This window comes from Streptomyces exfoliatus (genome assembly GCF_000725545.1).
In the GTDB taxonomy this organism is placed as follows: Bacteria; Actinomycetota; Actinomycetes; order Streptomycetales; family Streptomycetaceae; genus Streptomyces; species Streptomyces exfoliatus.
Genome location: NZ_JNZP01000020.1, coordinates 131,143 through 149,240 on the forward strand (window position 1 = coordinate 131,143; position 18,098 = coordinate 149,240).

The 18,098-nt window shown below is 72.3% G+C and carries 15 protein-coding genes and 1 pseudogene; 14 read left to right on the forward strand and 2 right to left on the reverse strand.

Annotated features, from left to right (window positions below):
- Nucleotides 1–50 precede the first annotated feature (50 nt).
- The 14 genes and pseudogenes from IO20_RS0124410 to IO20_RS0124475 all read left to right on the forward strand — a co-directional run bounded on the left by IO20_RS0124410 (nucleotide 51) and on the right by IO20_RS0124475 (nucleotide 15,510).
- Nucleotides 51–836: an aldose epimerase family protein gene (locus IO20_RS0124410; RefSeq protein WP_030553170.1), complete on the forward strand. Its 786-nt coding sequence runs from the start codon at nucleotides 51–53 to the stop codon at nucleotides 834–836.
- Between the two features lie 49 nt (nucleotides 837–885).
- On the forward strand, nucleotides 886–1,425 hold the full coding sequence (gene pyrE / locus IO20_RS0124415; protein WP_030209870.1) for an orotate phosphoribosyltransferase: 540 nt from the start codon (nucleotides 886–888) through the stop codon (nucleotides 1,423–1,425).
- Nucleotides 1,426–1,647: 222 nt separating this feature from the next.
- A pseudogene (gene fbaA / locus IO20_RS0124420) lies at nucleotides 1,648–2,604 on the forward strand (class II fructose-bisphosphate aldolase); the annotation flags it as partial.
- Between the two features lie 79 nt (nucleotides 2,605–2,683).
- On the forward strand, nucleotides 2,684–3,844 hold the full coding sequence (locus tag IO20_RS0124425) for a MalY/PatB family protein (RefSeq protein ID WP_030553164.1): 1,161 nt from the start codon (nucleotides 2,684–2,686) through the stop codon (nucleotides 3,842–3,844).
- Between the two features lie 171 nt (nucleotides 3,845–4,015).
- On the forward strand, nucleotides 4,016–5,977 hold the full coding sequence (locus IO20_RS0124430; RefSeq protein WP_030553161.1) for a YncE family protein: 1,962 nt from the start codon (nucleotides 4,016–4,018) through the stop codon (nucleotides 5,975–5,977).
- An 88-nt stretch (nucleotides 5,978–6,065) separates the two neighbouring features.
- Entirely contained in the window at nucleotides 6,066–7,532 is a 1,467-nt protein-coding gene (locus IO20_RS0124435) for an MFS transporter (protein WP_030553159.1), read from the forward strand.
- A gap of 14 nt (nucleotides 7,533–7,546) precedes the next feature.
- Nucleotides 7,547–7,960 (forward strand): DUF3151 domain-containing protein, encoded by a 414-nt coding sequence (locus IO20_RS0124440; RefSeq protein WP_030209858.1) that lies wholly within the window; start codon nucleotides 7,547–7,549, stop codon nucleotides 7,958–7,960.
- A 105-nt stretch (nucleotides 7,961–8,065) separates the two neighbouring features.
- Nucleotides 8,066–8,962: a DUF3152 domain-containing protein gene (locus tag IO20_RS0124445; protein ID WP_030553157.1), complete on the forward strand. Its 897-nt coding sequence runs from the start codon at nucleotides 8,066–8,068 to the stop codon at nucleotides 8,960–8,962.
- 124 nt (nucleotides 8,963–9,086) lie between these two features.
- Complete coding sequence (locus IO20_RS0124450) at nucleotides 9,087–9,941, forward strand: tryptophan 2,3-dioxygenase family protein (RefSeq protein ID WP_030209848.1); 855 nt, start codon at nucleotides 9,087–9,089, stop codon at nucleotides 9,939–9,941.
- Nucleotides 9,942–9,990: 49 nt separating this feature from the next.
- On the forward strand, nucleotides 9,991–11,217 hold the full coding sequence (gene kynU / locus IO20_RS0124455) for a kynureninase (RefSeq protein ID WP_030553155.1): 1,227 nt from the start codon (nucleotides 9,991–9,993) through the stop codon (nucleotides 11,215–11,217).
- 103 nt (nucleotides 11,218–11,320) lie between these two features.
- The gene (locus IO20_RS0124460) at nucleotides 11,321–12,190 is read left to right on the forward strand and encodes an alpha/beta hydrolase (protein WP_030553153.1); all 870 of its coding nucleotides are present in this window, start codon (nucleotides 11,321–11,323) and stop codon (nucleotides 12,188–12,190) included.
- 83 nt (nucleotides 12,191–12,273) lie between these two features.
- The gene (locus IO20_RS0124465; protein WP_030553152.1) at nucleotides 12,274–13,623 is read left to right on the forward strand and encodes a sensor histidine kinase; all 1,350 of its coding nucleotides are present in this window, start codon (nucleotides 12,274–12,276) and stop codon (nucleotides 13,621–13,623) included.
- Nucleotides 13,620–14,285 carry a response regulator gene (locus tag IO20_RS0124470; RefSeq protein WP_030553150.1) on the forward strand — a complete coding sequence of 222 codons (666 nt, stop codon included), beginning with the start codon at nucleotides 13,620–13,622 and terminating at the stop codon, nucleotides 14,283–14,285. The genes IO20_RS0124465 and IO20_RS0124470 overlap by 4 nt, the downstream gene beginning before the upstream one ends.
- A 28-nt stretch (nucleotides 14,286–14,313) precedes the next feature.
- Nucleotides 14,314–15,510: a cytochrome P450 gene (locus tag IO20_RS0124475; protein WP_030553148.1), complete on the forward strand. Its 1,197-nt coding sequence runs from the start codon at nucleotides 14,314–14,316 to the stop codon at nucleotides 15,508–15,510.
- Between the two features lie 33 nt (nucleotides 15,511–15,543).
- On the opposite strand, the gene IO20_RS0124480 is transcribed toward IO20_RS0124475, so the two are convergent.
- Together IO20_RS0124480 and IO20_RS0124485 are read right to left on the reverse strand one after the other, a co-directional pair.
- Nucleotides 15,544–17,118 (reverse strand): ABC transporter permease, encoded by a 1,575-nt coding sequence (locus IO20_RS0124480; RefSeq protein ID WP_030553146.1) that lies wholly within the window; start codon nucleotides 17,116–17,118, stop codon nucleotides 15,544–15,546.
- A complete protein-coding gene (locus IO20_RS0124485) occupies nucleotides 17,115–18,011 on the reverse strand; it encodes an ABC transporter ATP-binding protein (protein WP_030553144.1) in 897 nt (298 codons plus the stop codon). Before IO20_RS0124485 ends, IO20_RS0124480 begins: the two co-directional genes overlap by 4 nt.
- Nucleotides 18,012–18,098 lie beyond the last annotated feature (87 nt).

Sequence of the window (18,098 nt, forward strand, 5' to 3'; positions counted from 1 at the left end):
CGGGGCCGGGGGCGTTCGGGGGGCCGCACGATTAAGGTCGGGGCGTGAGCATGCAGACGCGACTGACGGCGGGCGACGCCGAGTTGACCATCAGCCCCGAGAACGGCTGCCGGATCGAGAGCCTGCGGATCGGCGGCACCGAGCTGCTGCGCCAGGGTGAACGGTTCGGGAGCTTCCCGATGGTGCCCTGGTGCGGGCGCACCGAGAACGGCATCTTCCGCAACGGGGCCACCACCCACCAGCTGCCGGTCAACGCGGCCCCGCACGCCATCCACGGCACCGTCCGGGACGTTCCGTGGAAGACCGCCCGGGTCTCGGCGACCGAGGCCGTCTTCACCTGCGAGCTCGGGGACCCGTGGCCGTACACCGGCAAGGTCACCCAGGTCTTCGAGCTGGCCGAGGACTCCCTCACCCTCCGCTTCGGGGTGGAGACGTACGACGCGTCCTTCCCGGCGCAGGCCGGCTGGCACCCCTGGTTCCTGCGGAACCTCGGCAAGGGCGGTCAGGACGTGCGGCTCGACTTCACCGCCGCCTGGCAGGAGGAGCGCGGCGACGACCACCTCCCCACCGGCCGCCGGATCGACCCTCTGCCCGGCCCCTGGGACGACTGCTTCGGCATGCCCGACGGCGTCGACGTCACCCTCACCTGGCCGGAGGAGCTGGAGCTGAAGGTCGCCGGCCGCACCGAGTGGGTCGTGATCTACGACGAGCCCGAGGAGGCCGTCTGCGTGGAGCCGCAGTCCGGCCCGCCGAACGGCCTCAACACCCACCCGCGCCTGGTCACCCCGATCGACCCGCTGGAGATCGAGTCCACCTGGAGCTGGCGGCGGCTCTGAGCGGACGCCGCCAGGCCCTGTCCCGCCGACAGGACCTAAGCTGCTGACCATGACTGACGTACGCGCTGAGCTGCTCCAGCAGATCAAGGACAAGGCCGTGGTGCACGGCAAGGTGACCCTCTCCTCGGGTCTGGAAGCCGACTACTACATCGACCTGCGCCGGATCACGCTGGACGGCGAGGCCGCGCCGATGGTCGGGCAGGTCATGCTCGACCTCACCGCCGATCTGGACTTCGACTGCGTCGGCGGCCTCACCCTGGGCGCCGACCCGGTCGCGACCTCGATGCTGCACGCCTCCGCCGCGCGGGGACAGCGCCTCGACGCCTTCGTGGTGCGGAAGGCGCAGAAGGCCCACGGCATGCAGCGCCGGATCGAGGGCACGGACGTCAAGGGCCGTCGCTGCCTCGTCGTCGAGGACACCTCGACCACCGGCGGTTCGCCGCTGACCGCGGTCGAGGCCGTCCGTGAGGCCGGCGGCGAGGTCGTCGCCGTGGCCACGATCGTGGACCGGGGCGCCGCCGACGCCATCGCCGGGGCGGGGCTGACGTACCTCACCGGCTACCAGCTGACCGATCTCGAACTGGCGTAACCGCCGCGAAGTCGTGACTTAGGTCCCGGACCCCGGAGAGAACGGTCCTGACCTGCATTTTTGACTAGGGGCGGGGGGGGTGTTTTTTGAAAAAACCCCCCCCCCCCCACCCCCCCGCCGGCCCCCCCGGGGGCCGGGAAGGAGGGGGGGGGGGTTTTTTCACGAAAAACCCCCCGCCCCTAGTCAAAAATGCAGGTCAGGACCGTTCTCTCCGGGGTCCCCTACCCGGCCATCAACGTGACTTCGTCCCAGACCCTGCACGCCGCCCTGCGCGGCTTCGCTGAGGCCGAGAGCGACGGCATCATCCAGATCTCGACCGGCGGAGCCGAGTTCCTGGGCGGCCAGTACAACAAGGACATGGTCACGGGCGCCGTTGCCCTGGCCGAGTTCGCGCACATCGTCGCCGCGAAGTACGACATCACGGTCGCGCTGCACACCGACCACTGCCCGAAGGACAAGCTGGACGGCTACGTCCGCCCGCTGCTCGAGGTCTCCGCCGAGCGCGTCAAGGCCGGCCGCAACCCGCTGTTCCAGTCGCACATGTGGGACGGTTCCGCCGAGACCCTCGCAGACAACCTGGCCATCGGCCAGGAGCTGCTCGCGAAGGCCGCCGCCGCCAAGATCATCCTTGAGGTCGAGATCACCCCGACCGGCGGCGAGGAGGACGGCGTCAGCCACGAGATCAACGACGAGCTGTACACCACCGTCGACGACGCCCTCCGCACCGCCGAGGCCCTCGGCCTGGGCGAGAAGGGCCGCTACCTGCTCGCCGCCTCCTTCGGCAACGTGCACGGCGTCTACAAGCCGGGCAACGTCGTGCTCCGCCCCGAGCTGCTCAAGGACCTCCAGGCGGGCGTCGCCGAGAAGTACGGCAAGGCGTCCCCGTTCGACTTCGTCTTCCACGGCGGCTCGGGCTCCACGGCGGAGGAGATCGCCACCGCGCTGGAGAACGGCGTCGTGAAGATGAACCTCGACACCGACACCCAGTACGCCTTCACGCGTCCGGTGGCGAACCACATGTTCAAGAACTACGACGGCGTCCTGAAGGTCGACGGCGAGGTCGGCATCAAGTCGACCTACGACCCGCGCACCTGGGGCAAGCTGGCCGAGGCCGGCATGGCCGTCCGCGTGACCGAGGCGTGCGCGGCGCTGCGCTCGACCGGCACGAAGCTGAAGTAAGCACGGTGAGCGAAGGGCCCGGCACCCGTGGGGTGCCGGGCCCTTCGCGCGTCCACGGACAAGGGACGGGAAGGGCCTGATGTACGACTTCGACCGCGAGATAGACCGGCACGGAACCTGGTCGGTGCAGTGGGACGGGATCGCGGATCGCTTCGGCGTCCCCGATCTGCTGCCCTTCACCATCTCCGACATGGACTTCGCCTCCCCGCCGGAGGTGCTCGCCGCCCTGCGCGAGCGCGTCGACCACGGGGTGTTCGGCTACACCGACTGGCGGCTCGGCGAGTTCCGGGACGCGATCCGGCACTGGTACGCGAGCCGGTACGCCACCGAGATCGACCCCGAGTCCCTGGTGTACGCGCCCTCGGTGCTCAACCAACTCTCCCAGCTGTTGCGGATGTGGACGGAACCCGGCGACGGCGTCGTCGTGCACACCCCCACGTACGACGGCTTCCGCAAGGCCGTCACCGGACTCGGGCGCGAGCTGCGCGGCGTCCCGCTCGGGGACCTCGACGCCCTCGAACGGGAGCTGGCCCGGCCGGACAGCCGGATGCTGCTGCTCTGTTCCCCGCACAACCCGACCGGGCGGGTGTGGACGGAGGAGGAGCTCACCGCCTTCGCCCGGCTGGCCGAGCGCCATGGCGCGGCCGTCGTGAGCGACGAGATCCACGCCGACCTGACCACGGAAGGACACCGCCACATCCCGTGGACCCGGATCGCGGAGCCCGGCCGGGGCCGCCGCTGGGCCCTGGTCACCTCGGGCACGAAGGCCTTCAACTTCCCGGCGCTCTCCGGCTCGTACGGCCTGATCGGCGACCCCGACGAGCGCACGGCCTTCATCCGGCGGATGGAGACCGGAGAGGGGCTCGCCTCGCCCGCCGTCCTGTCCCTGACCGCGCACATCGCCGCGTACCGGCGGGGCGCGCCCTGGCTGGACGAGCTGCGCGGATACGTGGCGGGCACGATGGGCGTCATCCGGGAGCGCCTCGCGAAGGGCCTTCCCGAGGTCGACTGGGCTCCCCCGCAGGCCGGCTACCTGGCCTGGATCGACCTGCGGCCGCTCGGCATCGAGGAGACCCGGCTCCAGGAGGAGCTGGTGTCCGTGGAGAAGGTCGCGATCATGCCGGGAGGGGTGTACGGGACGCCCGGCTTCGTCCGGCTGAACGTCGGCTGCCCGCGGGAGAAGGCCGAGCGCGGGGTGGACGCGCTGGTCCGGGCGGCGAACCGGCTGCGCCGCGACTGACCGGGCGGGCGCCCCGGGGACGGGCGGGCCACGGGAGGGCGACCGCCCGTCTCCGCAGCGGCTGCCGACCGGGAGCCCAGCGGCGGGCCGTCGGCGGCTTGGTCTACTCTGCGCTGACCGAGCCCCGATTCCGTGGGCCGGAGACCATGTTTTCTGGGGGGTCTCTTCATCGTGCGCAAGCGCACTCTCTCGGCCGCGACCTCGTTCGCGGTCCTCGTCAGCTCCGCGGCGCTGGTCGCGGGCACGGCGGCGCCCGCCGCCGCCGATTCGGTCGTACCGCTGACCGTGAGCACCATCGGGGACATGGTGGTCGACGGCGTCCACCAGCGCCTGTACTTCAGCGACACGTACAACAACCGGGTCGTCGTCACCGACTTCGCGGGCAAGGTCGTCACGAACATCGCCGATCTGCCCTACGTCCGTGACCTCGACCTCTCCGCCGACTCGGGCACGCTGTACGCGGCCCTGGAGAACGCGGACAAGATCGTCGCCATCGACACGGTCCGGCTGGCCGTCACCACCGAGTACCCCACGGGCGAGGGCACCAAGCCGTCGACCGTCGCGGCCGCCGCCGACCGGATCTGGTTCGGCTACGGCGAGAACTGGGACGCGGAGCTGGGGTCCGTCGATCTGACCACGGCCACGCCGAGCGTGTCTCTGGCCCTCACGACGGGCGCTGACTGGTCGCATCCGCCCACGCTCCGCACCGACCCGGCGGCGCCGGACACGCTCGTCGCCGCCGACGGCACCATCAGCTCGGGCCCGATCGTCGTGTACGACACCGGGTCGGGCACGCCGGTGGTCCGCGCGTCCACCCGGCGCGACGGGTTCGTGAAGGACATCGAGATCGCCCCCGACGGCAAGAGCGTCGTCGCGGCGGACCGGGTCACCTCGCTCACCCGGCTCAGCCTGACCGACCTCTCCGAGCAGGAACACTTCCCGGTGTCCTGGAACGCGGAGCAGGTGGCCGTCGCCCCGGACGGCACCGTGGCCGGCGGGACGTGGGACCGTGACGACGTCGGCGACCTCTTCGTCTTCGCGGGCGGCTCCGCGACCCCGCCGAGCGTCCGGGACACGCAGGCCTGGCTGGCGTACGGCCGGATGGAGTGGGCGCCCGACAGCACCCGGCTGTTCGTCCCGGTGCAGGAGCCGGGCCAGTCGGCGTACACGCTGCGGACCTACACGTCGCCCAAGCTCCACACCGTCTCCGTGACGGTGAAGGCCCCGGCCACCGCGCCGATCAACAAGCCGCTGACCGTGTCGGGCTCGATCGCCTCCACGCTGCCGCTGCCGACCGGCACTCCGCTCACCGTGACGCGGTTCGACGCCGAGAACCCGGCCGGCAAGGCGCTCGGGACGCGGACGACGTCGAACGGCACGTTCTTCTCGTTCCCCGACACCCCGGCCGCGGCCGGGAAGGTCTCGTACCGGGTGGCGTACAGGGGCGACGCCAGGCACGCGTACTCCACCGGGACGGCCGTCGTGCAGGTGGCGCCCTTCCCGACCTACCTGACGCTGAACCAGAACCGTCGCACCGTCGACTACCGCACCGCCGTGACGTACACCGCCTCCCTCGGCTGGACCTACCGGAACCGGGTCGTGGAGATCTGGGCCGACCCGTACGGCTCTGAGCCCAAGCGGCTGCTCAAGCGCGGAACGGTCGACTCGGCGGGCAAGCTGTCGGTGACCATGACGATGACCCGCGACACCTGGGTGACCGCCGACTTCGCCGGTGACACCCGCTCGGGCAGGGCCCACGTCGGGTCCACCGTGTACACGCGGGCCGGTCTGACGACCGCCCTGTCCCGGCACTACAAGTGGTCGAAGATCGGCACCATCTGGTACCAGACGTACCACCAGACCACCGACCCGCTGGTCACCGCGTGGAACAACCCGTACCCGGGCCGCAAGACCCGGTACCAGGTCCAGGTCTGGTACGACGGCGCCTGGCGCACCGGCGGCGAGGAGTACGTCCCGCTGAGCAGCGGCGGCATGGCGTACATCGCGTTCGACGGCGACGGAGCGGCCGGCGTCCGCGCCCGGGTCCGCACGTCGTACGTGGACGGCACGTCCGGCGACACCGTGAACACGACGGTCCACGGCGCGTGGAAGTACTTCACCTTCACCCGCTGATCCGAACGACAGGCCCCAGGCCACCGCTGCCCCGTCCGCCGTCCCATTCCGGCGGGCGGGGCTCCGGCGTTCGCGGGACCATGCAGGCATGGGTGAGCAGGACGTACGGATGGCTTCAGGGACCGGGCGATGGATCTTGTTCACGACCGTCCTCGGGTCCGGGATGGCGCTGCTCGACTCGACCGTCGTCAACGTCGCCCTGCCGCACATCGGCGAGGACCTCGACGCCGACCTCGGCGCGCTCCAGTGGACGGTCAACGCCTACATGCTCACCCTGGCGGGGCTGATCCTGCTCGGCGGGTCGCTCGGCGACCGGTACGGCAGGCGGCGGGTCTTCGTGATCGGCGTCGTGTGGTTCGCGCTCGCCTCACTGCTGTGCGGGCTCGCGCCGAACGCCGGGGTCCTGATCGCCGCCCGCGCCCTCCAGGGCGTCGGCGGGGCGCTGCTCACGCCCGGGTCGCTCGCGCTGATCCAGGCGAGCTTCCACGCGGACGACCGGGCGAAGGCGGTCGGCCTCTGGTCCGGCTTCGGCGGGGTGGGCGCGGCGATCGGGCCGTTCGTGGGCGGCTGGCTGGTGGACGGGCCGGGCTGGCGGTGGGTCTTCTTCCTGAACGTGCCGCTCGCCGCCCTCTGCGTGCCGGTCGCCCTCCGGCACGTGCCGGAGTCGCGGGACGAGACCGCGCGGGGTCGCTTCGACGTCCTCGGCGCCTTCCTGGGCGCGGCGGCGCTCGGCTTCGTGACGTACGCGCTGATCGGTGAGGCCTGGTGGGCGGGGGCGGCGGGGCTCGTCGTCGGGGCCGGTTTCGTGGCGGTGGAGCGGCGGCGCCGCGAGTCGGCGATGGTGCCGCCGTCGATCTTCGCGTCCCGGACCTTCACGGCGGTCAACCTGGTGACCCTGTGCGTGTACGCGGCTTTCGGCGGCTTCTTCTTCCTGGCGGCCCTCCAGCTCCAGGTGGTGTCCGGCTACTCGGCCCTCGGCGCCGGTACGGCCCTGCTGCCGACGACCGTCCTGATGCTGCTGCTCTCGGCGAAGTCCGGGGAGCTGGGGGAGCGGATCGGCCCCCGGATCCCGCTCACCGTGGGGCCGCTGCTGTGCGCCGCGGGCATGCTCCTGATGCTGCGGGTCGGCGAGGACGCCTCGTACGTACGGGACGTGCTGCCCGCCCTCCTGGTGCTCGGGCTCGGTATGACGGCCCTGGTCGCGCCGCTGACCGCGACCGTCCTGGCCTCGGTGGACGTGTCCAGGGCGGGTCTCGCGAGCGGCATCAACAACGCGGCGGCGCGGGCGGCCGGGCTGCTCGCGGTGGCCGCGCTGCCGTTGCTGGCCGGGATGGGGCCGGAGTCGTACCGCTCGGCGGAGGAGTTCGGGGAGACGTTCCGGCGGGCGATGCCGATGTGCGCGGGGATCCTGGTGGTCGGGGCGGTGCTGGCCTGGACGACGATGCGGACCCCGGCCGCGCGGGCGGACTGCCATCCCGAGTGCCGGGTGCACTGCGGGGTGACGTCGCCGCCGCTCGACCCGGGGGAGCGGGAGCGCCCGGGACCCGCGGGCTGAGGCAGACTGGGCCCATGGCCATGCATGAGAACCTCCTGGGGGGACCGGCCCCCACCCACCTGCCCGACGATCCGGGTCCGCGCGAGCTGCTCGCGAACGGTACGGCTCCGGCGGAGGTCGCCGGCAAGTACCCGACGTCCTCGCTCGCCTGGGCCCAGCTCGCCGACGACGCGTACGAGCGCGGCTCGGTCGTCGAGTCGTACGCCTACGCCCGTACCGGCTACCACCGCGGTCTCGACGCGCTGCGCCGCAACGGCTGGAAGGGCCACGGCCCCGTGCCGTGGGAGCACGAGCCGAACCGTGGCTTCCTCCGCGCCCTGCACGCGCTCGCCCGCGCGGCCGGCGAGATCGGCGAGAAGGACGAGTACGAGCGCTGCACCACCTTCCTGCGGGACTCCTCGGAGACGGCGGCCGAGACGCTCGGCTGACGTCTCCCGCCACCCTTCGACACCCTTTCCCCCGCGCGAGGGGGAAAGGGTGTTCGACGTGGCCGGTACGATCCCGGAGACGCAGGACCGAGGGGGGAGTCTGTCGTGGGCAAACGTGCCGTACCCGCAGGACGACGACGAACGAGGAAGAGGCGCAGGACCGGCCCCCGGCTCGTGCTGCCGACGCTGGCCCTGATGACGGTCGCGCTCGGCACCGGTGTCGCCCTCGCCCACTTCAACGGCCCGCCGGCGGACGCCCCGACGACGGCGGCCCCCTTGAGCCCGCAGGACCCGACGGCCGAGCCCCCGGTGACGACGACCGCCGCGCCCACGCCCCGGCCCACGACGGCGAAGCCGAAACCGAAACCGAAACCCACGCCGACGCCCACGCCGTCGCCGAAGCCGAAGGCCACCACCCCGAAGACCGCCACCGTCCCGCAGACCGGCGTCGGGACCTTCACCACCGCCCAGGCCTCCGGCGATCCGGTCGGCGACAGCGGCGTCCTGCGTCGCTACCGGGTCCAGGTCGAGGACGGCATCGATCTCTCGGCGCGCGACGCGGCCGTCGAGATCCAGCGGATCCTGGCCCATCCGCGCAGCTGGGCGGCGCACGACAGGGGCCGCTTCCAGCTGGTCTCGGAGAACGCGGACTTCGTCATCCGCATCGCCACCCCGGACACGGCGGACGCGCTCTGCGCCCGGCAGGGTCTGAACACCCGTGGTGAGCTGAACTGCGAGACCGTCGACGGCGTCGTGGTGAACCTCAAGCGGTGGATGCTCGGCTCGCCCACCTTCGCGGGGCCGCCCGCGGAGTACCGGCACCTGATCATCAACCACGAGGTCGGGCACGAGATCGGCATCCGGACGCACATGGGCTGCCCGGGTCCGGGCAAGCTCGCCCCCGCGATGATGCAGCAGATCAAGGGCCTCAACGGCTGTCGATCGAACGCGTATCCGTATGACGAAGACGGGATCTACATCACCGGCCCGATCGTGTCATGATGCGTTTGGGACGACGCGCGACGAAGCGTGCCTCCCGAGGGGACCGGGGCTCCCGTGCCACACGGAACGACGTGGACACGGTGGAGCAGACCGCTACCCGGTAGTTCGTATCGAGGAGACAGAAATGTCACCCACCCTCCCGGGTTCTCCCGATTCCGGAGCCGGTTCGGTCGACCCGAACCTCGACTTCGCGGGTACCACGCCGTACGAGGACTACGTCCAGGCGGACGTCCTCACCCACCTCCAGCACCTCCGCTCGGACGACCCCGGCGAGATGGTCTTCCTGGTCACCACCCAGGTCATGGAGCTGTGGTTCACGGTCATCGTCCACGAGTGGGAGACCGCGAGCCGCGCCCTGCGCGAGGACCGCGTCCCCGTCGCCATGGACGCGCTCAAGCGCTCCGTGCGCGAGCTGGAGGCCCTCAACCACTCCTGGCGGCCGCTTGCCCAGCTCACCCCCGCCCAGTTCAACGCCTACCGGGCCGCGCTCGGCGAGGGCTCCGGCTTCCAGTCCGCGATGTACCGGCGGATGGAGTTCCTGCTCGGCGAGAAGTCCGCGTCCATGCTCGTCCCGCACCGGGGCGCGCCCCGCGTCCACGCCGAGCTGGAGAAGGCGCTCCACGAGCCGAGCCTGTACGACGAGGTCCTCGCGCTCCTCGCCCGCCGCGGCCTGCCCGTGCCGCAGACGGTCCTCGGCCGTGACCTGGCGCAGCGGTACGAGCCCTCCTCCGAGGTCGAGGCGGTCTGGGCCGGGATCTACGCGGACGCCGACCAGAACAGCGAGCTCGTCCGGCTCGGCGAGGCCCTCAGCGACGTCGCCGAACTCGTCTGGCGATGGCGCAACGACCACCTGGTGGCGACCCGGCGCGCGATGGGCGCGAAGACCGGCACCGGCGGTTCGGCCGGTGTGGCCTGGCTGGAGAAGCGGGCCCAGAAGAACGTGTTCCCCGAGCTCTGGACGGCGCGCAGCCATGTCTGACCGCCTCGGAGACCGTCTCGGCGGCCGTGGCGACGGCCGGCTGAAGGACATGCTCAAGGACCGCCTCAAGGACCGCCGCGCGGACCGCCTCAAGGAACGGGCCCTGGAGCTCGACGCGGCCGACGGCCTCGCCGGGCACCGCGAGAAGTTCGCCCTCGACAAGGAGACCGTCTACCTCGACGGCAACTCCCTCGGCGCGCTTCCCGCCCACGTCCCCGCCCGCATGGCCGACGTCATCACCCGCCAGTGGGGCGAGCTGCGCATCCGCTCCTGGGACGAGTCCGGCTGGTGGACCGCGCCCGAGCGGATCGGCGACCGGATCGCGCCGATCGTCGGCGCCGCCCAGGGCCAGATCGTCGTCGGCGACTCGACCAGCGTGAACGTCTTCAAGGCGGTCGTCGCGGCAGCCCGCCTGAACGGCGACGACCGGGACGAGATCCTCGTCGACGCGACGACCTTTCCCACGGACGGGTACATCGCGGAGTCCGCGGCACGGATGACGGGCCACGAGATCGTGGCCTGCGACCCGGCCGACATGGCGGACGCGGTGAGCGACCGCACGGCGCTCGCGCTCGTCAACCACGTCGACTACCGCACCGGCCGGCTCCAGGACCTGCCCGGTCTCACCGCCGCGCTGCACGAGGCGGGCGCGCTCGCCGTCTGGGACCTGTGCCACAGCGCGGGCGCCCTGCCCGTCGGCCTGGACGCGCACGGCGTCGACCTGGCCGTCGGCTGCACGTACAAGTACCTGAACGGCGGCCCCGGTTCGCCCGCCTACCTGTACGTCGCCGAGCGCCACCAGGCCGCCTTCGACTCGCCCCTGCCGGGCTGGAACTCGCACACGGACCCGTTCGCGATGACCCCCGGCTACGAGGCGGCGTCCGGTGCGCTCCGCGGCCGGGTCGGGACGCCCGACATCCTCTCCATGCTGGCCCTCGAAGCGGCGCTCGACGTCTGGGACGGGGTCGCCATCGAGGACGTGCGCGCCAAGTCCCTCGCGCTCACGGACTTCTTCCTGGAGTGCGTACGGGCGTACGTGCCCGAGGGCCGCGTCGAGTCCGTGACGCCCGAGGAGCACGGCGAGCGCGGCAGCCAGGCGGCGCTGCGCTGCGCCGAGGCCCCGGCCGTGATGGCGGAGCTGATCCGGCGCGGGGTCGTCGGAGACCTGCGACGCCCGGACATCCTGCGGTTCGGCTTCACGCCGCTGTACGTCGGCTTCGCGGACGCGGAGCGCGCGGCGCGGACCCTCGCGGACGTCCTGACCGACCTGGCCTGAGGCCGTACGGTCCGATGATCGCCTGATCTGCGGGGGCCCCGGTACTGGTACCGTCCCCGCAGGTCAGGCCAATTCGGCCCCGTACCCGAGAGGTTGGAACAGCATGCCGGACCCCGCCGCGCGCGATGCCGCCGAAGAGGCGTCCGCCTTCTCGCACCCGGCCGTCGCCCCCGACGCCTCCGCCGCGTACGGCGACCACCCCGACCAGGTGATCGACTTCTACGCCCCGCGCGACGGCCGCACCCGGGTCCCGCTCGTCGTCGCCCTGCACGGCGGCGCCTGGCGGGCACCGTACGACCGCCGGCACCTGACCCCGTTCGTGGACTTCCTGGCCCGCCGGGGCTTCGCCGTGGCGAACGTCGAGTACCGGCGCGGCAGCGACATCCCCCGGCAGGGTGGCACGGCCCCGGTCGCCGGGCGCTGGCCGGAGACCTTCGACGACGTGGCCGCCGCGCTGGACGCCGTACCGGAACTGGCCGCGGCGCACCTGCCGCAGGCCGACACCGGCCGGATCGTGCTCACCGGCCACTCGGCGGGCGGCCACCTCGCCCTGTGGGCCGCCGCCCGGCACGTCCTCCCCGCCGGCTCCCCCTGGCGGCTCCCCGCCCCGCCCGCGCTGCGCGGGGTCGTCGCCCTCGCCCCGATCGCCCACTTCGCGACGGCGGTCGAACTCGGCGTGTGCGGCGGAGCGGTGACCGAACTCCTCGGCGGCGAGACCGAGTACGAGGCCCGTGCGGCCCACGCCGACCCGGCCGCCCTCCTCCCGACCGGCATCGCGACCACCGTCGTCCAGGGGCGCGAGGACGTCGTCGTCCCGCACACCGTCGCCGAGGCCTACGCGGAAGCGTCGGCGAAGGCGGGCGAGGAACCCGGCCTGACGCTCCTGGAAGGCATCGGCCACTTCCCCCTGATCGACCCGTCGGCGGACGCGTGCGCGGTCGTGGCGGAGGAGATCACCCAGCTGGCCTTCTAGGACTTCTAGTACTCAGGGGGGACCCCGCAGGATCCGCATCCAGCGGGACGACCGGGTCCCGCCGACGCCCGTACCGTGGTCGGGTGACCCAGACACAGTCCTCCGAGACGAGCCGCAGCCCCGAGTTCCGCCTGGTGCAGGTGGCCCTCGGGGGGCTGCGCCAGGAACTCTTCCACGACGCCTTCGCCTACCGGCCGCTGCCGCGCATGGACGTGAACAGCGGGCCGGTGCGGCGGCTGCCGAAGGGGATACGCGTCTACGCGGGGCTGCTCCCGCACGCGATCGTCTTCTTCCTCGCCTTCATCGTCTTCCTGCTGGGCACCGACCGGATCGACGGCGCCGTCGGCCCGCTCGGGCTCGTCTTCTCCTGCGTGCCGGCCGTCATCGTGCTCGCCACGCTGATCAGGCCGGTCTTCGCCTACTGGGCCTCGCTGTGCTCGACGCCCTTCCTCGCGTTCGTCGCTGGCAACTGGGGCGGCTGGCCCTGGCCGGAGAACATGTTCGCCGCCCACTTGGTGGTCCTCACCGTGGTCGCCGCCCGCACCGGGCCCCGTACCGCGGGCTGGATGTGGGCCGGAACGGCCGCCTACGCGCTCTTCGCCGAGATGTTCCTCGGGGTCGGGCACGGCTCCGACTCCCTCCCGCTGCTCTTCGTCTCCGCCCTCTCCCTCCTCACCGTCTCCATGATCCAGGTCCGCCGCCAGGCCACCCGCGAGGTCACCGCGCAGCAGACGGTCACCGCGCAGGAGATCTCCAAGCGGACCGTCCTGGAGGAGCGCACCACCATCGCCCGCGAGCTGCACGACGTCGTCGCCCACCACATGTCGGTGGTCGCCATCCAGGCGGAGGCCGCCCCGTACCGGGTGGAGAACCCGCCGCCGGAGCTGGAGCAGGCGTTCCGCACCATCCGGGAGAACGCGGTCGCCGCGCTGACCGAGCTGCGCCGCATCCTCGGCGTCGTACGGGCCGAGGACTACGAGGCGCCCGACGCCCCGCAGCCGACCCTCGCCGACCTGGACTCGCTCGTCCGCAACGTCACCGAGGCCGGGCTCGTCGTCGAGAAGACGGTGACCGGCGCCGTACGGGAGCTGCCGCAGGGCGTGGAGCTGTCCGCGTACCGGATCGTCCAGGAGGCCCTGTCGAACGTGCTGCGGCACGCACCGGGCGCGGCGGCGAAGGTCGAGGTCAGCTATGTCCTCGGCGGCCTCGGGCTGCGGATCGCCAACGGTCCGGCGCGCGGCCTCGTGAAGCCCTCGCCCGGCGCGGGGCACGGCATCACCGGCATGCGGGAGCGGGTGTCGATGCTGGGCGGGGACATGACGGCCGAGACGACGGACGACGGCGGCTACGAGGTGGCCGCGTTCATTCCTGTCAGCCGCGAGGAGTCCGCCGGCCGTGGGGAGTCCGCCGGCCGTGAGGAGAGCGCGGAATGAGCATCAAGGTGCTGATCGTCGACGACCAGATGATGGTCCGCGAGGGCTTCTCCGTGCTGCTCGGCGCGATGCCGGACATCGACGTCGTCGGGGAGGCCGTCAACGGCCGGGAGGCCGTCGCGCAGGTCGCCGCCCTCCGTCCCGACGTGGTCCTCATGGACATCCGGATGCCCGAGCTGAACGGCATCGACGCCACCCGGGAGATCGTCGCCGCCGACGCGGACGCGAAGGTGCTGGTCCTGACCACCTTCGACCTGGACGAGTACGTGTACCAGGCGCTGCGCGCCGGGGCCTCCGGCTTCCTGCTAAAGGACGCCTCGGCCCGGCAGCTCGCGGAGGGCGTGCGGGTGGTCGCGGCGGGCGAGGCGCTGCTCGCGCCGACCGTCACCCGGCGGCTGATCACCGAGTTCGCGAAGGCGCCGGCGGGCTCGCCGCGCCCGCCGGCGATGGCGCGGATCGGGGAGCTGACGGAACGGGAGACGGAGGTCCTCGTCCTCATCGCCCAGGGCCTGTCGAACGCGGAGATCGCCGACCATCTCGTCGTCGCCGAGTCCACGATCAAGACGCATGTGAGCCGGATCCTCGTGAAGCTGGCGCTGCGGGACCGGACGCAGGCGGCGGTGTTCGCGTACGAGGCGGGTCTGGTGCGGGTCGGGGGCTGACGGTCTCCACGGGGGGTAGCGTCCGCCCATGGACGCTGTTGACGCCGCCTTCGACCCCTGGTCCCCCGAGTTCGTCGCCGATCCCTACCCGGCGTACGCCGAGCTGCGCGCCACCGGCCGCGCCCACTGGTTCGCGCCGACCCGGCAGTGGCTGATCCCGCACTACGAGGACGTGTCGGCGCTCCTGCGGGACCGGCGGCTCGGCCGTACGTACACGCACCGCTTCACGCACGAGGAGTTCGGGCAGGAGCCGCCGGCCGCCGCGTACGAGCCCTTCCACACGCTGAACGACCACGGGCTGCTCGATCTTGAGGCGGCCGATCACGCGCGGATCCGGCGGCTCGTGTCGAAGGCGTTCACGCCGAGGACGGTGGAGAACCTGGCGCCGACGGTACGGCGGCTCGCCGCCGGCCTCGTCGGCGACCTGGTGTCGGCGGGCGGCGGCGACCTCCAGGCCGTGGTCGCGGAGCCGCTGCCGGTCGCGGTGATCGCGGAGATGCTCGGCGTGCCGGAGGAGGACGAGGAGCGGGGGCGGCTACGGCCCTGGTCGGCGGCGATCTGCGGGATGTTCGAGCTCAACCCGTCGGAGGCGACGGCCCGGCGGGCGGTGGAGGCGTCGATCGAGTTCTCGGACTACCTGAGGGAGTTGATCGCGCGTCGGCGCGGGGAACCGGGGAACGACCTGATCTCGTCCCTGATCGCGGTCGAGGAGCTGACCGAACAGGAGATGATCTCCACCTGTGTACTCCTCCTGAACGCGGGCCACGAGGCGACCGTGAACACGGCGGTCAACGGCTGGTGGACCCTGTTGAGGCAGGGCGTCCGGCCGGATCCCGAAAAGTTGTCCACAGCTGTGGAAGAACTTCTGCGCTACGACACCCCGCTCCAGATGTTCGAGCGCTGGGTCCTCGACGACATCGAACTCGACGGCGTCACCCTCCCGCGCGGCTCCGAGGTCGCCCTCCTCTTCGGCTCGGCCAACCGCGACCCCGCCCGCTTCGGTCCCACCGCCGACACCCTCGACCTGACCCGCGCCGACAACCCCCACGTCACCTTCGGCGCGGGCATCCACTACTGCCTGGGCGCCCCCTTGGCCCGCCTCGAACTCACCTCCCTCTTCGAGGAGTTGCTGAAGCAGGCGCCGACCCTGAAGCTCACGTCCGAGCCGACAAGAAAGCCGGGGTACGTGATCAGGGGCTTCGAGGAGCTCCTGGTGGAGATCTGAGAGCCGTCGAGCACCGCTTCGTAGAAGCCGGTTTCAGGTCAGCAGGTCGCGGCGGCGTAGCCTCGCCAGGCCCGTCGTGGTCAGGGTCATCGCCACGGTCGTCAGGAGCAGGATCGGGGGCCAGGTCGGCTCCGGGCCCGGGAGCTTCGGGAGGTGGGTGAAGGGGGAGAGGTTCAGGGCCGCCTGTGGGAGGTCGAGGGCCGGGCCGATCCAGCCGAGGGCCAGACACAGGCCCGCCACGCCCCACGCGGCGGTCGCGGCCTTCGGGGCGGCGCCCCAGAGGAGGACCGCGAGGCCCGCGAGGGTCCATACCGCCGGGAGTTGGGCGAGGGCCGCGCCCAGGATCGGGGCGGGGTCTCGGCCGTACGAGAGGGTCAGGCCGAGGCCGGCGAGGAGCAGGATCAGGGCCGAGCCGCCGAAGGCGATCACCAGGTGGCCGGCCGCCCAGCGGAGCCGTCCCAGGGCGTTCGCGAGGAGGGGTTCCGCCCGGCCGGAGGTCTCCTCGCCGTGTGCCCGCAGCACCGAGCCGACCGCGAAGAGGGCCGCGATCATGCCGAAGAGGGAGACCATCGTGGCCAGGAAGGCGTCGGTGAGGGCGCTCTGGCCGCCCATCCGTTCGAAGATCTCTCGGGCCTGTTCGTTGTCGCCCACCAGGTCCGCCGCGCCCTCGACCATCCCGCCGAAGACGAGCCCGCCGAGCAGGAAGCCCAGCGACCAGCCGAGCAGCGCGCCGCGCTGGAGCCGCCAGGCCAGCGCGCCCGCCGACCCGAGGCGTCCCTCCGCCGGGCCAGGTCGCGTCGCGAGGAAGCTCGCGCCCACGTCCCGGCGCGCTGTCAGCGCGTACGCCGCCGCCGTCTGGATCAGGATCGCTCCGGCGGTCAGGAGCAGCACCCACCAGCGTTCGCCGGCGAAGGCGCGGACGTTCTCGGCCCAGCCGACCGGGGAGAGCCAGGTCAGGAGCGACGAGCCGTCGGCGGTGCCCGAGTCGCCCGCCGCCCGCAGGGCGAAGGCGAGGCCGAGGGCGGCGGCCGTCAGGCCCTTGGCGAGGCGGGCGCTCTCCGTCAGCTGGGCGGCGAGCGCGGCCGTCGTCGCGAAGACCATGCCGGTGCCGCCGATGGCCAGGCCGAGGGCGAGCGCCCCGGCCGTGCCCTGGCCGGCGAGGCCCGCCGTGACGATGAGGGCGACGGCGGTGTTGACGGCGAGCGCCGCGAGGAGGGCGGCGGTGAGGGGGGCGCGCCGGCCGACCGCGCCGGCCGACAGCATCTCCTGGCGGCCCGTCTCCTCCTCCTCGCGGGTGTGCCGGACGACCACGATCAGACTGGCGACGGCGGCGAGGACGGCGGCGAAGGTGCCGAACCGCCAGGCGACGAGCCCGCCGACGGAGTCGTCGAAGACGGGCCCGTACAGGGCGCGCATCGAGCTGTTGGCGGTCATGGACGCGGCGACCTCGGCCCGTGCGGCGGCCGTGTCGTACAGGCCCTCCAGGGAGCTCGCGCCGCTCGCGACCATGCCGCCGGTGACGAGCGCCCAGAGGGGGGTCATCAGCCGGTCGCGGCGGAGGGCGAGCCGGGTGAGGGTTCCGGTGCCGGCGAGCGTGACCGTGCTCATGACGTCACCTCGTCCGTCGCGTAGTGCCGGAGGAACAGTTCCTCCAGGGTCGGCGGGGTGCTGGTGAGGCTGCGTACGCCCGAGGCGGTCAGGGCGCGCAGGACCGCGTCGAGCTTGTCGGTGTCGACCTGGAGCCGCACCCGCAGGCCGGTCACGGACACGTCGTGGACGCCGGGGAGGTGGGCGAGGCCGTCGGGCGGGGCGGCGAGTTCGGCGGTGACGCTGGTACGGGTCAGGTGCCGCAGCTCGGCGAGCGAGCCGGACTCCACGGTCCGGCCCTTGCGGACGATGCTGACCCGGTCGCAGAGGGTCTCGACCTCGCTGAGGATGTGCGAGGACAGGAGGACGGTCCGGCCCCGGTCGCGGGCCTCTCGGACGCAGCTCTGGAAGACCTCCTCCATCAGCGGGTCGAGGCCGCTCGTCGGCTCGTCGAGGACGAAGAGGTCGACGTCGGAGGCGAAGGCGGCGACGAGGGCGACCTTCTGCCGGTTGCCCTTGGAGTAGGTGCGGCCCTTCTTGGTGGGGTCGAGCTCGAACCGCTCGATGAGCTCGGCGCGGCGGGCCTTGTCGAGGCCGCCCCGGAGCCTGCCGTACAGGTCGATGACCTCGCCGCCGGAGAGGTTGCGCCAGAGGGTGACGTCGCCGGGGACGTACGCGATCCGGCGGTGCAGCGCGACGGCGTCCTGCCAGGGGTCCTTGCCGAGGACGGCGGCGGCTCCGGAGTCGGGGCGCAGGAGGCCGAGGAGGACGCGGATGGTGGTGGACTTGCCGGCGCCGTTGGGGCCGAGGAAGCCGTGGACCTCGCCGGTGGCGACGGTGAGGTCGAGGTCGTCGAGCGCGTGCGTCCGCCCGAAGGACTTGTGCAGTCCGGCGACGCTGATTGCCTTCGTCATGTTTCGGAACGTACGCTCATTTCACAAAGTTGTGAAGTTAAGGAAGCGTATAAACTCCGGAGTCGTCAGGCGAGCGAGGGAGACGAT